A 12,456-nucleotide genomic window follows, 5' to 3' on the forward strand; every position below is an offset into this window, starting at 1 on the left:
TTACGCGATCAAAGGTGACCTGGGCCACATCACAATTGCCAGAGGACCGCACCGGCCAGTGTCAGGCACCCCACCAGCCCAATTACCGGCACCACGCGCTTACCGAGCGTCCACGCGCTGGCGTTGGCGATCGCGTAGTAAAGCAGCACGCAGAACGAGCTGAACACGATCGCGCGCGTGACGTCGAAGGCGAGCACCAGCGCGATCGCCGCCGCGCCGGTGGCGACCTCCGCCCAGCGCAGGTCGGCCAGGAACCCCGGCAACCGGCGGTCGCGGGCCATCGCCAGCGCGGTCCGGCTGACCCCCAGCTGCAGGGAGAGCAACGACCCGAGCGCGGCGAGGCAGGCGGCGGCGCGGATGACGGGCGCCAGCGTCGGCGACACGTCGGCGAGGGTCTTTGTCGCCAAATCACCGCCCAACGCGCTCAACGCCGTCACGGCGACGACCGCGTACACGACGAGCGTGATGGCCAGAGCGATGATCACGGCGCGTGGGATCGTTCGCTGCGGTTCCTTCACCTCTTCACCGAGGGTGGCGATGCGCGCGTAGCCGGCGAACGCGAAGAAGAGCAGTGCGGCGGCGGGAAGGATGCCCGCCGCCTTGAAGTCGGCCGGGGTCACGGCGGTGCGAGAGGTGACCGTGGTCGCGACCAGCACGAGCAGGACCGCGATCACGATGATCCTGGTGGCCAGCGCGGACTTCTGCACACCGGTCAGGTTGAGGACGGTGAGTGCCACGATCGCCCCGACGGCCACGAGCTTGGGCGCGCCGAGGTAGATGCCGACGGTCAGCGCCATCGCCGCGCAGGACGCCGTCTTGCCGAGCACGAACGCCCAGCCGGCCAGGTCGCCCCAGATCCGGCCGAGCCGTTCGCGCCCGTAGACGTAGGTGCCGCCGGACTGCGGGTACCGAGCAGCCAGCCAGGCGCTCGACAACGCGTTGCAGCACGCGATCACACCCGCGATGACGAGACTGACGAGCAACGCGGACCCGGCCGCCGCGGCAGCCGGGGCGAACACCGCGAACACGCCCGCACCGATCATCGAGCCGAGCCCGACGAACACGGCGTCGGTCAGCGTGAGACTTCGAGTCAGCTGCACGCGAACATCATTCACCGCAACGGGCGAAAGAACTCGCGGATCTCAGTCACCAGGACGTCCGGGCGGTCGAACGCCGTTGAACCGCTGGAGGTTGTAGGCACGGGCGACCCACGACTCCGACGGCGTGAAGTTGTCGTGTGCGAACGACGCGAAGCCGGTGGACGTGGCGACGTGGCGATGGAGTCCGTCAGAAGTTCATCCTTTGTGAACACGGACTCACAGGACCGCGATCACCGTCGGGTTCAGGCCGGGCGTGCCGGGGTGCGGGGAGAACCCGAAGCCGGGCAACGAAGGCGCGACCACGTCGAACGCGTCTGCGGGATCGCCGCCGTGCGCCGCCGGATCGGTCAGCGGGCCGATGATCTTGCGCACCGCTGTCGACCCCGAGGTCGATCGCACCGTCGGCCAGCGCACGCACCAGATCGCCACCGATGTCGTTCTTCGCCAACGTGATCGCGTCGGGGAACAGGTGCGTGAGCCCACCCTCCGGATCCTCGACGGGGCACCCGGCGACCCGGATCCTGGTGTACGGTCGCACGCCGTCAGAACTGCGTTCCGGTGGCCGCTGGGCACGGGCCAGCGCGAGCGGACCCGCGCCCAGCTCCGCTCGCGGCTGCCGTTGCACCTGCCCCACGCTGTATCCGAGCCTCGCCGACAGGCCCGGAAACCCGCTGCCTGAGCAGCGGCCGCGGTGGGGAAGAACCGCATGTTCCCGGGGTTCGGCGGCGTTGCCGGACAGCTCGGCCGGCAGTAGCTGCCGGCCGTGGTCACCGCCGCGAAGAACCAGCCGTCGAACCGGGCGTCCTTTGCTCGCACGGCCCGCGCGCAGCTCTCCGCGTCTTCGTACGCCCCATCAGCCAAGGCCTCAGTGGGCGACCGGGCAACCAGAGGGCTTGGCGGCGGGGAAGAAGTTCGGCAGCAGCTCTCCTGTGTCGTAGTAGCGGTGGTAGACCGGCGTGAGCCCGCCCGACACGGGTGGCACGATCCACGACCAGTCAGCCGGACACGACCGTCCGGCGGCTTCCTCCTTCTCCAGGTGCGTCAGGAACCGCTTCGACTCGGTGTGGTGATCGGTGATCGTGACCCCGGCCTCGCCGAACGAGTGCAGGACGGCGCGGTTGAGCTCGATCAAAGCCCTGTCGCGCCACAACGTCGCCTCCGACGACATGTCCAGGCCCATCCGCTTGGCGATGTACGGCAGCAGGTCGTACCGATCGTGGTCGGCGAGGTTGCGGGCGCCGATCTCGGTGCCCATGTACCAGCCGTTGAACGGCGCCGACGGGTAGTCGATCCCGCCGATGCGCAGCCGCATGTTGCTGATCGCGGGGACGGCGTGCCACTTCACGCCGAGTGCCGCGAGCCACGGGAGCTCCGGGTGCGACAGCGGGACTTCGAGGACCGCGTCGGCGGGGATCTCGACGAGTGCGGGCTCGTGGCCCTCGCAGGTCACCATCAGCGGCAGCACGTCGAACGGGCCGCGCGTGGCCGGTGGGGTCCAGCCGCGCTTCAACGCGAGCTCCGTCAACGCCAGGTTGCGGGCGTCCCCGAGCACGCCGCCGTCCGTGCCGCGGTAGGCGGCGTAGCGGACGATCTGCTCGTTCAGGATCGACGGTGCCGCCATGCCGGGCTCGGCCGGGGCGAAGACCGTGATGACCGGGCGGATCTTGCCGTTGTTCGTGGCCACGCGGAGGTGTTCGACGCACTCCGCGGCCACGTCGGCGGGAGCGGACACCTCACGCAGGTCGCGCACTTTCAAGCTCCGCCAGTACAGGCGGCCGATGCAGCGGGAGCTGTTGCGCCAGGCGACACGGGCGCCGAAGGTCAGCTCGGCGGTCGTGTGGCGGTAGGTGCCGGTCGCGGCGATCTCCGCGTGCACCTCGGCCAGGCGCGCCTCGACCGGACCCAGGTCCGGGTGCTCGGCGTGGTGCTGGCGGACGAAGTCCTCTGCCTCGGCGATGTCGAACTCGGGGGTGTTCTCGACCTGCGCCGGGGGAAGCGACGTGAGGGAACGGGGCATCACATCAGTCGGGACGGGGGTCATGGCGAGGCAACATAGTTGCGCTTTCGGGTAGCGGGAACCGCCTCTAGCGCTACGCCATCTGGATCACTGGACCGCGTCCGACACGCTCAGCGAGTACTTGATACCGCAACCGGGTGACAAAGGACGCGACAAAGAGTGGTTTTCGACTGTTATCTGGCCGATACCAAACATTGACCAGTGATCTAGTTCACCGCTGGATTCGACCCGTTCGAGTGAACTTGTGCGGGGAAGCGACAGCGAAGTTCGTCGGTTGCCGTACGCGCCAAGCGAATCCACCGCACGCCGTAGCCGATCGCCAGACCCGCGAGAGCGATCCCGCCGCCGCGGAGAACAGGATGTCCAGCCACGACTTGGAAACCACGACCTCGTGGTCCGCCGCGAGCACGGAGATCTCGATCGGACCGTCCGGCACGGACCGCGCAGGCATGTCGTCGGACTTCCACAGCACACCGTCCACTGTGTACTCACCGGAGCACTTCAACGTGCGGCCGGTGTATCCGCACGACGTCACTTCGGCGGTGGCCGTGACCGTGGGCCGAAGTGCGAGAACGGTGTGCTCCAGGCCGATCCCGCCGATGAATCCGAAGAACAGCACGAACTCCGAACACCGGCAACGGCCCGCGCGTGTCGATGTCCTTCGCCACCCCGGCGAACTTCAACGACCGCATGGCGGCGACGACCAGCCCCGCCACGATCGCGACGCCGGCCAGCGACAACGTCAGCCCGGTCGGGTGCCCGCCCCGCACCGCGCCGACCACGGCCGACACCAGGAACGCCGTCATCAGCAAGACCATCACCGCCGTGCTCACGCGGCGGAACAACACGAGATCCACGAACGTCACCGTGGCATCGCGGGCACCTGCCACGAGGAGAAACGGGTCATTCCACGCACGGCCGTCGACTTCGGCAACGCCCGGAACACGAAGTTGCGCAGCGCCAGCGCGATCGGTGACCGCACCTCGATCCCGAACTTCCCGGCCATCCGCGAGCTCCGCCACACGGCCTGCGTGCGCGGCCGGCGCAGTGCGTCGTACCGGAGGAGGTCACCGTCGACCGACGCCAGCGTCACCGCGTCCTCCAGCGCCATGCACGCGCCCTGCCCCAGGTACGGCACCATCGCGTGCGCCGCGTCGCCGAGCAGCGCCACCCGTCCCGACACGAACGTCGGCAACGGCGGCAACTGGTAGATGTCGTGCCGGATGATCTCGGGCGAGGACGCGATCAACGACGGGATCGGGTCGTGCCAGTCGGCGAACAGCTCCACCGGGTCGAGATCGGCCGACGGCGGCGCCACCACGGACACGTACCAGCAGACCCGGCCGTCGCCGAGCGGCAGAACGCCCGCCTCGCCGCCGGGACCGAGTGTCTGCGTGATCGGCAGGTCGTGAGGACCCGGCGCCACCCCTCGCCACGCCGTGGCCCCCGCGTACACCGGTCCCGGCGCGTCGGGCAGCAGCTCCGCGCGCAGGCGGCTGTTGATCCCGTCCGCCGCCACCACGAGGTCTGCGTCCAGTTCCTCAACGCTGGTCACCTGGACGTTGTTGAAGAGGATCTCGGACGGCAACGCGCGCAGCAGAACGCCGTGCAGATCGGCCCGGTGCATCGCGACGATCTTCTCCTGGCCGACCTCGGGCAGGTGCGCGAGCCAGCGCCCGTCAGAAGCCTTCACGCCACCGGACACGCGCGGGGTGCCGAGCTTGCGCGCCTCTTCGGCGACGCCCATCCACTCCAGCGCCCGCAGCGCGTTCGGCATCACGCCGAGACCAGCTCCGACCTCGCCGAACGACTCGGAACGCTCATAGACGACGACTTCCCAGCCGACTCGGCGCAACGAGACCGCCGCCGCCAGTCCCCCGATGCCGCCGCCCACCACGATGGCCTTCATCCCCAGCCTCCTCTACATCTGTAGAGTAATCTACACCTGTAGAGGTCCCTTGTAGAGAGGCAGAAGGACGAGTGCGCAAGGACCTGATCGCCGATGCCGCGATCCAACTTGTGGCCGAACTGGGCATGCGCGGCCTCACCCACCGGGCGGTCGACCGGCGGGCCGGCCTGCCGGAAGGCTCCACGAGCGCGTACTTCCGCACGCGCAAATCGTTGATCGAAGGGCTCGTGGAACGGCTCGCCACGCAGGAGCAGCAGGACATCGTCCTCGACCCGGAGGACTTCGCGGGCGCCATCGCGAGGACGCTCGACAACTGGCTCGTCGAACGGAACCGCACCCTCGCCAGGTACGCGGTGATGCTCGAAGCCACGCACCACCCGGAGCTGAGGACGATCCTCACCCACTCGCCGCTCTCGCAGGCCACCGAGCTCGCCGCGGCGCTGGGCCACGAGGACCCGGAGACCTCGGGCGGCCGCATCCTGGCGTTCCTCGACGGTCTGCTGTTCTACCGGCTCGTCGGCGGAGGCAGCACGACCGGGCCGAAGCCGGGCACCGAGGAGAACCGGCAGGACCTGAAGATCGCGATCGAAAAAGCGTTGCGACCGTAGGTACCGTGGGTTTCATGGGATTCGGGTACGGGGTCTTCTACCTCTGAGCCAGGACGTGTGCCACCACGCAACACGTCCTGTTTTCGCGTACCCAAAAGAGGATCCCCGTGCGTTCGCATGTTCATTTGACGACCCAAGATCTCACCAAGGGCTATGAGGCCGGCCCCGTCGTCGACGGCATCTCGTTGAAAGTCTCCGCAGGACACCGTCTCGGCATCATCGGCGAGAACGGCCGCGGCAAGACCACGTTGCTCAGGTTGCTCGCCGACGACCTCGTCCCGGACCAGGGAACCGTCACCCGCCACGGTTCGTTGAGCCTGGTACGCCAGGAGATGCCGTTCCACGAAAGCGAAACGGTGGGGGACCTGCTCAGCGAAGCTCTGCGCGAAAGCCGTACCGCACTGTCCGAACTGGACAGTGCGGCGGAGCCGTTCGACGAACAGCGCTACGAGAAAGCGCTCGCCCACGCCGAGGACATCGAGGCCTGGGACGCCGAACGCCGCGCCGACATCGCTTTGAAAGCACTCGACGCCGATCACCCGAAGTCCAAGCGTCTCAGCGAACTCAGCGTCGGACAGCGCTACCGGGTCAGGCTCGCGTGCCTGCTCGCCGAACGCGCGGACGTCCTGCTGCTCGACGAACCGACGAACCACCTCGACGAGCACGCGCTGAACTTCCTGACCGAACGCCTGCAGCAACACCACGGCGTCGTGGTGCTCGTGAGCCACGACCGCACGTTGCTGGACGAGGTCTGCACCCAGTTGCTCGACCTCGACCCCACCCCGGACGGCGAGGTGCACCTGCACGGCGGCGGCTACCGGGCGTTCAAGGAGGCCAAGCGCGCCGAACGCCAGCGCTGGGAGCAGCGGTTCGCGCAGGAGGAAGCCGAGCACGACTCGTTGGCGGACAAGGTGGAACGCGCCCAGTCACGCCTGAAGGACGCCTGGCGTCCACCGAAAGGCGCGTTCAAGCACAAGCGCAGCACGCGCGCGGCGAACAAGATGCGCAACGTCGCCCGCCGGTTGGAGGAGCTGGACGACCAACGGGTCGACGCTCCCCCACCGCCGCTGCGCTTCACGCCGCCAGAGCTGGAAGCCAGCGGCGACCTGCTGCACGCGACCCCGCTCGTAGTACCCGAAAGGCTGAACCTCACCGAGCCGATCTCGCTCAGCGCGGGCGAGAAGCTGCTGATCACTGGCCCGAACGGGGCCGGCAAGTCGACGTTGCTGAACGTCCTCGCGGGCCGCATCGCCCCAGCTCACGGCACGGTGCACCACGTCGGCAGGGTCGCCCTGCTGGCCCAGGAGTCCGTGTTCGAGAACGAGGACGCCACAGCTCGCCAGCTCTGTTCGCGGGCAGAGGAACTCGGTCTGCTCGGCGGAAAAGACCTCGCCCGGCCGGTCTCCAGGCTGTCCACTGGACAGCGACGCCGGCTGGAGCTGGCGGTCCTGCTGAGCAGCGGCCCGCACGTGCTGCTGCTCGACGAGCCGACCAACCACCTGTCCATCGCCCTGGTCGACGAGCTGACCGAGGCACTCCACCAGACGAGGGCGGCCGTGGCCGTCGCGACCCACGACCGGCAGATGCGGACAGACTTCGGCGCGTGGCGGTCCGTAACCCTCGATTCACCTTCACGGAGTCATGAAAGTTCTGTAGCTTCGGAAGTAGGTCCTCTACTGAGCACTGGGAGGTGTGCGAGATGACCGAACTGATCTCCGACGAGCTGCCGATCACGCGCCAGAACCCGTTCGACCCGCCCGCCGAGGTGACCGACATCCGCGAGAAGGCCCGCATCAGCAGGCTGAAGTTCGCCGACGGTCACCTCGGCTGGCTCGTCACCGGTCACCACCAGGTGCGGGAGATCCTCGGGAGCCCGAGCTTCAGCAACAACCCGGAGAAGCACCACCTTCTCGACAAGCGGTTCCAGGGCGACGTGCCCGAGGACAAGGACCTGCGCAAGGTCGAGCCGGGCATGTTCCTGAGCCAGGACCCGCCGGACCACACCCGGCTGCGCAAGATGCTGCAGGGCCAGTTCACGGTCCGGCGGATGAACCAGCTGTCCGAGTGGATCGGCACGATCGTCGACGACCAGCTCACGCACATGCGGTCGTTGAACGGCAAGGCGGACCTCGTCAAGGAGTTCGCCATGCCGGTGCCGTCACTGGTGATCTGCGCGATGCTCGGCGTCGACTACGACGAGCGGCACAGGTTCCAGGAGGACACGGCGAAGATGCTGAGCCTGGAAATCACGTTCAAGGAGGCCGTGGAGGCCTTCCAGCGGATCCAGGAGTTCATGCGCGAGCTGATCGCCCGCAAGAAGGCGAACCCCGGCGACGACATGATCAGCGACCTGCTGGCCACCGGGGAGCCGACCGACGAGGAAGCGTCGAACATGGCGATGCTGCTCCTGCTCGCCGGGCACGAGACCACGGCGAACATGCTGGGCATCGGCACGTTCACGCTCCTGCAGCACCCCGACCAGTTGAAGATCCTCAAGGACGAGCCCGAGGTCATCGACAACGCCGTCGAGGAGCTGATGCGCTACCTGTCGATCATCCACTTCGGACCGGTGCGCACCGCGGTCGAGGACGTGGAGATCGAGGGTCACCTGATCAAGGCAGGTGACACCGTGCTGATGCACGTGCCGGTCGCGAACCGCGACCCGGAGAAGTTCTCGGGCAACCCCGAGGAACTCGACCTGCGCCGCCCGGCCGGTGGCCACGTGGCGTTCGGGCACGGCATCCACCAGTGCCTGGGCCAGCAGCTCGCCCGCATCGAGATGCGGATCGGGTTCACCAAGCTGTTCCAGGAGTTCCCCGACCTCCGGCTGGACGTGGAACCGGAGGAGGTGCCGCTGCGCACCGACATGGGGATCTACGGAGTCCACTCGTTGCCAGTAGCGTGGTGAGCATGAAGATTTCCGTCGACCAGTCGAAGTGTTGTGGTTCGGGCATGTGCGTCCTGACGGACCCGGATCTCTTCGACCAGAACGAAGAAGACGGCACGGTCGTGCTCCTGGTGGAGCACCCCGACGCCGGGCACGAGGCCACCGCGAAGGAAGCGGCGAGCCTGTGCCCGGCGAGCGCGATCACTGTTTCTTAGGCACCGTCAGTTGATCCGCACGAGGTAGCCGTTGGAGAGCAGCCAGGCGACATTCAGTGCCCCGTCGCCTGGCACCAGCGCCCTGTCCAACTTCTGCTGCAACCCTCCCCCAGGCTGCTCGAACCACGGCGCGATCGGCCCCTCCCACACCGCGAAGGCCTTCGTCACCTGGTAGGCGTGGTAGTTGCACCGGTACGCGGGGTCGAACGTGTAGAGGCTCTGCGGTGGAATAGCGCGGGTCGAGTAGTGCGCGCCCTTGTACGCCAGGAACCCGCCGAACTCGCTGCCGAACCGGTCGAGCTTGGTGCTCTTGGGCAGGGTCCGCTTGTACTTGATCGGCTCACCGTCGGGCCTGAGCCAGAACCCGTCCTGCGGCGGATAGTTCCAGCCCGTGCCGTTCCAGTACTTGGCGAGGAACGCGTCCTTGCCGAGGTTGCCGAACCGCTTGTACCCGGCCACGAGCGGCCCGACGGGCTTCTCGTTCGGCGCAGGCAGCGTCTGCGGCCCCAGGCGGTTGTCGTTGTCGTAGGCGCCCGCACAAGCTTCCGTTGCGGCCGTGGCGATTCCGGCATTGACGCCGAACAGGACGAGAGTCGCGGCCAGAAATGCCGCTAAAAGTCGTTTGCCTGCGAACATACTCTGCATCCTGGTGCGTACAACCGTTTTCCGCACTACCCTCATCCGCGTGAACTTCGCTCCGGGCGCGCGCAGGCCGACCCGCCCGGCTACCGCCCGCTACGAAGTAGCCAGCCGCAACTCGTCCGCCTCAGCCTGAAACCCAGCAGCAGTCAACGTCTCCTCAGCCTGCCGCCAGTGCTCCCGAGCCTCCTCGACCCGCCCAACCCGCCCGAACGCATCCCCCAACACCCGCAACGACCGCCCGAGCTCCGGCGTGGACCCCAGCTCCCGAGCGGATTCCATGGCCAACGAGGCCAACCGCAGCGCCTCCTCAGGCGCGGCAGCCATCCCAGACCTCAACCGCCACACCCAAATCCGGCCCTGCAGATCGTCGTGCTCCTCGAAGAACTCCCAAGCCTGCCGCAACTGCTCCTCAGCCAACGATTCCTGCCCAGACCGCACCAACGTGTCCGCCAGGAACAACCGGATGTTGGCAGCCATGTCCGGATCCCCGAGCTTCTGAGCAGCCGCCAACGAAGACCGCAAGAACCCGGCCGAAACAGCCAACTCCCCGGTGAACTGGTGCAACCGCCCCAGCTCCAGAGTCGCCATCAGCTCACTCTGCTCGTCCCCCAGCTGCCCGGCCACCCGCCGAGCCCGCTCCAGATAATCCTGCGCAGCAGCCAATCCCCCGGCCCGCCGCTCAATAGCCCCCAACGAGCAGAGCACCTCGATCTCGCCGTGCGGGTTGCTGGAAGCCACAAACCGACTCATGGCCTCCCGATGTGCCGACCGAGCTTCCAACGACCGCCCAGACCACTCGTGCATCCACCCCATGCCGTACCAGGCATAGGCCTCACCCCACACATCGCCGGCAGCGGCAAAACCCTCCTGCGCCGCAGCGAAGTTGGCAGAAGCCTCGACGTACTGGTGCAGACGCGCACACAAAATCCCCCGCTGCTGAAACAGAATCGGCTTCCGCTCAGCAGGCGCACACGACAACCCGAGCTCGTTGATCTGCTCCCAGTCATCGAACCGAGCCCGCAAATCGCAGAACGCCGACGACCGAATGGCCAACTCGGCAGCCAGCCCACCCAGTCCCAATCCGGCAGCCTGGGTGATCACCGCATGAATGTTCTGCCACTCGGCATCAAACCAGTCAGCGGCATCCCCAAGATCGAACCGTTCCAGCGCAAGGGGTTCCAACCGAATCGCCTGATGCGGCAACTCGACATCAGCCCGAGTGGCCAGATCCAGCCACTGCTCGAACATCGCCTTCAACGCGTCAGCAGGATCCTCAGAAGCAGCCTCACGCCCGAACGCCCGCAACAGGTCATGCAGCCGATACCGAACCTGCCCCAGCCCATCCCGCCCCGCGTAGTCGACCAGCCGAGCGTCAACAAGCGCCTCAACGTGGTCCTCAGCGTCATCGAGCTCCAGCCCGAGCAACGGCGAAGCCACCCAGGCAGGGAAGTCCGGCGTGTCAACCAACGACAGCAGCCGGAACGCGCTGCGGTGCGTCTCATCCATCCCGTCGTACGACAAGGCCAAAGACGCCCGCACGTCGAGATCACCCAGCGACAGCTCGTCAAACCGCCGACGCTCGTCCGACAACCGCCCAGCGAGCTTGGCGAGCTGCCAGTGCGGACGCGCCACCAACCGGGCCGCCGCCACCCGCAACGCCAGCGGCAGCTGCCCGCAGTAGGTCACGATCGCCTGCGCCGCAACAGGTTCCGCGGCACACCGAGCCTCACCGACCGCAGCCTGCAGCAACGCCATCGCATCGCCGGACGACAGCACGTCCAGCGGCACGACGTGAGCCGCCTCCAGGCCGGCCAGCGCCGCCCGTGACGTCACGAGAGCCGCACCGGACGAGGTGCCCGGCAGCAACGGCCGCACCTGGGCCTCGTTGATCGCGTTGTCCAGCACGACCAGGATCCGCCGGTCCGACAGCAGGTCCCGGTAGAGATCGACCCGGTCCTCCACAGTGGACGGAATCGCGCCGCCCGACACGCCGAGGCCGCGCAGCAGCCGGTCCAGCGCGGCCGCCGGGCCGACCGGCTTCTGCTCGCCGCCGCGCAGGTTCAAATACAACTGCCCGTCCGGGAACGCGTCCCGCACGAGATGTGCGCAGTGCACCGCCAACGACGTCTTGCCGACGCCACCCGGTCCGGTGATCGTCCACGTCCCGCCGGCCCGCAGCCCGGCCGTGAGCCGCACGACCTCCTCAGAACGCCCGGAGAAGTCACCCACCGCGGGCGGCAGCCAGGACGGTCCTGCCTGGACGGGCACCGGTGCGGAAGATCCCGCGAGTACTTCCATGTGCAATGCACGCAGTTCGGCGTTCGGGTCGATGCCGAGCTCGTCGGCGAGGACGTCGCTCGCACGCCGGTACACGTCGAGCGCCTGCGCCTGCTGACCGGTGCGGTGCAGGGCGAGCATCAGCTGATACCAGAACCGTTCGCGCAGCGGGTGTTCCGCGACCAGCGACCGCAGCTCGTCGACGATCTGGTCGTGCCGCCCGAGCTGCAGCTCGGCATCGTTGCGCCGCTCCAGCACCTCCCAGCGCTGCTCGTTCAGGCGCTGGACGTCGGTCTGTTCCATCCGCAACGAGGAGATCTGGTCGAGCGCCGGCCCGCGCCACAGCGCCGCGGCCTCGCCGAGCAGCCTGGCCTCGGTCTCCAGGTCGGGTGCGCGCCGCGCCTCCGCCCGCAACCTCTGGAAGGTCAGCAGGTCCAGCTGGTCGTCCTCGACGTGGATCGAGTAGCCGGTCGGCCACGTGCGGACGAGCTTGCGGTCGGCGAGGTCGTTCAGCGACTGTCTCAACCGCATGACGTACGTCTGCAGAGTCGCGCGCGCCGCTCCGGAGGGCTCTTCACCCCAGAGGTGCTCCATCAGCTCGTACGACGACACCGGCGCGTTGGCCTTCATCAGCAACGCGGCGAGCAGGACACGCTGTTTGGCCGAGCGGAGCTCCACCACCCGGCCCGAGTCGATGACCTGCAACGATCCGAGAACCCTGAACGCCCATCGCTGCATGAGAGCGATCCTAACCAGCCGGTAACCGGAGGTGTCAGCGAAATGTCAGCGGCGGTCGTGATG

At 67.8% G+C, this 12,456-nt stretch carries 11 protein-coding genes and 2 pseudogenes; 4 read left to right on the forward strand and 9 right to left on the reverse strand.

The genetic code is table 11. The annotated features are described in order from the left end of the window. Positions 1–29: 29 nt before the first annotated feature. From LFM09_RS24235 to LFM09_RS24265, 7 genes and pseudogenes are all read right to left on the reverse strand, one after another. Positions 30–1,094, reverse strand: a complete 1,065-nt coding sequence (locus LFM09_RS24235; protein WP_414098885.1) for an APC family permease — start codon at positions 1,092–1,094, stop codon at positions 30–32. Positions 1,095–1,325: 231 nt separating this feature from the next. Beyond that, positions 1,326–1,463 (reverse strand): annotated as a pseudogene (locus LFM09_RS24240) (epoxide hydrolase); the annotation flags it as partial. A gap of 199 nt (positions 1,464–1,662) precedes the next feature. Beyond that, positions 1,663–1,961 (reverse strand): annotated as a pseudogene (locus tag LFM09_RS24245) (Ada metal-binding domain-containing protein); the annotation flags it as partial. A 4-nt stretch (positions 1,962–1,965) separates the two neighbouring features. Next, on the reverse strand, positions 1,966–3,141 hold the full coding sequence (locus tag LFM09_RS24250; RefSeq protein ID WP_414098818.1) for a nitric oxide synthase oxygenase: 1,176 nt from the start codon (positions 3,139–3,141) through the stop codon (positions 1,966–1,968). Positions 3,142–3,328: 187 nt separating this feature from the next. Beyond that, positions 3,329–3,589: a hypothetical protein gene (locus LFM09_RS24255; RefSeq protein WP_414098819.1), complete on the reverse strand. Its 261-nt coding sequence runs from the start codon at positions 3,587–3,589 to the stop codon at positions 3,329–3,331. Between the two features lie 16 nt (positions 3,590–3,605). Then, positions 3,606–3,974 carry a hypothetical protein gene (locus LFM09_RS24260; RefSeq protein WP_414098820.1) on the reverse strand — a complete coding sequence of 123 codons (369 nt, stop codon included), beginning with the start codon at positions 3,972–3,974 and terminating at the stop codon, positions 3,606–3,608. A gap of 5 nt (positions 3,975–3,979) precedes the next feature. Beyond that, the gene (locus LFM09_RS24265; protein WP_414098821.1) at positions 3,980–5,026 is read right to left on the reverse strand and encodes an FAD-dependent monooxygenase; all 1,047 of its coding nucleotides are present in this window, start codon (positions 5,024–5,026) and stop codon (positions 3,980–3,982) included. A 71-nt stretch (positions 5,027–5,097) separates the two neighbouring features. On the opposite strand from LFM09_RS24265, the gene LFM09_RS24270 reads away from it, so the two are divergent. The 4 genes from LFM09_RS24270 to LFM09_RS24285 all read left to right on the forward strand — a co-directional run bounded on the left by LFM09_RS24270 (position 5,098) and on the right by LFM09_RS24285 (position 8,736). Beyond that, on the forward strand, positions 5,098–5,634 hold the full coding sequence (locus LFM09_RS24270; RefSeq protein ID WP_414098822.1) for a TetR/AcrR family transcriptional regulator: 537 nt from the start codon (positions 5,098–5,100) through the stop codon (positions 5,632–5,634). Between the two features lie 107 nt (positions 5,635–5,741). Continuing rightward, on the forward strand, positions 5,742–7,337 hold the full coding sequence (locus LFM09_RS24275) for an ABC-F family ATP-binding cassette domain-containing protein (RefSeq protein ID WP_414098823.1): 1,596 nt from the start codon (positions 5,742–5,744) through the stop codon (positions 7,335–7,337). Next, positions 7,334–8,542: a cytochrome P450 gene (locus LFM09_RS24280; RefSeq protein WP_414098824.1), complete on the forward strand. Its 1,209-nt coding sequence runs from the start codon at positions 7,334–7,336 to the stop codon at positions 8,540–8,542. Before LFM09_RS24275 ends, LFM09_RS24280 begins: the two co-directional genes overlap by 4 nt. Positions 8,543–8,544: 2 nt before the next feature. After that, positions 8,545–8,736: a ferredoxin gene (locus tag LFM09_RS24285; RefSeq protein WP_414098825.1), complete on the forward strand. Its 192-nt coding sequence runs from the start codon at positions 8,545–8,547 to the stop codon at positions 8,734–8,736. Between the two features lie 6 nt (positions 8,737–8,742). Here the strand turns inward: LFM09_RS24285 and LFM09_RS24290 are convergent, their stop codons facing one another. Further along, positions 8,743–9,372, reverse strand: a complete 630-nt coding sequence (locus LFM09_RS24290) for a TNT domain-containing protein (protein ID WP_414098826.1) — start codon at positions 9,370–9,372, stop codon at positions 8,743–8,745. A 99-nt stretch (positions 9,373–9,471) separates the two neighbouring features. Continuing rightward, the gene (locus LFM09_RS24295) at positions 9,472–12,393 is read right to left on the reverse strand and encodes a BTAD domain-containing putative transcriptional regulator (RefSeq protein ID WP_414098827.1); all 2,922 of its coding nucleotides are present in this window, start codon (positions 12,391–12,393) and stop codon (positions 9,472–9,474) included. Positions 12,394–12,456: the final 63 nt, after the last annotated feature.

Origin of the sequence: Lentzea alba (assembly GCF_047445655.1) — a bacterium.
Classification (GTDB): Bacteria; Actinomycetota; Actinomycetes; order Mycobacteriales; family Pseudonocardiaceae; genus Lentzea; species Lentzea alba_A.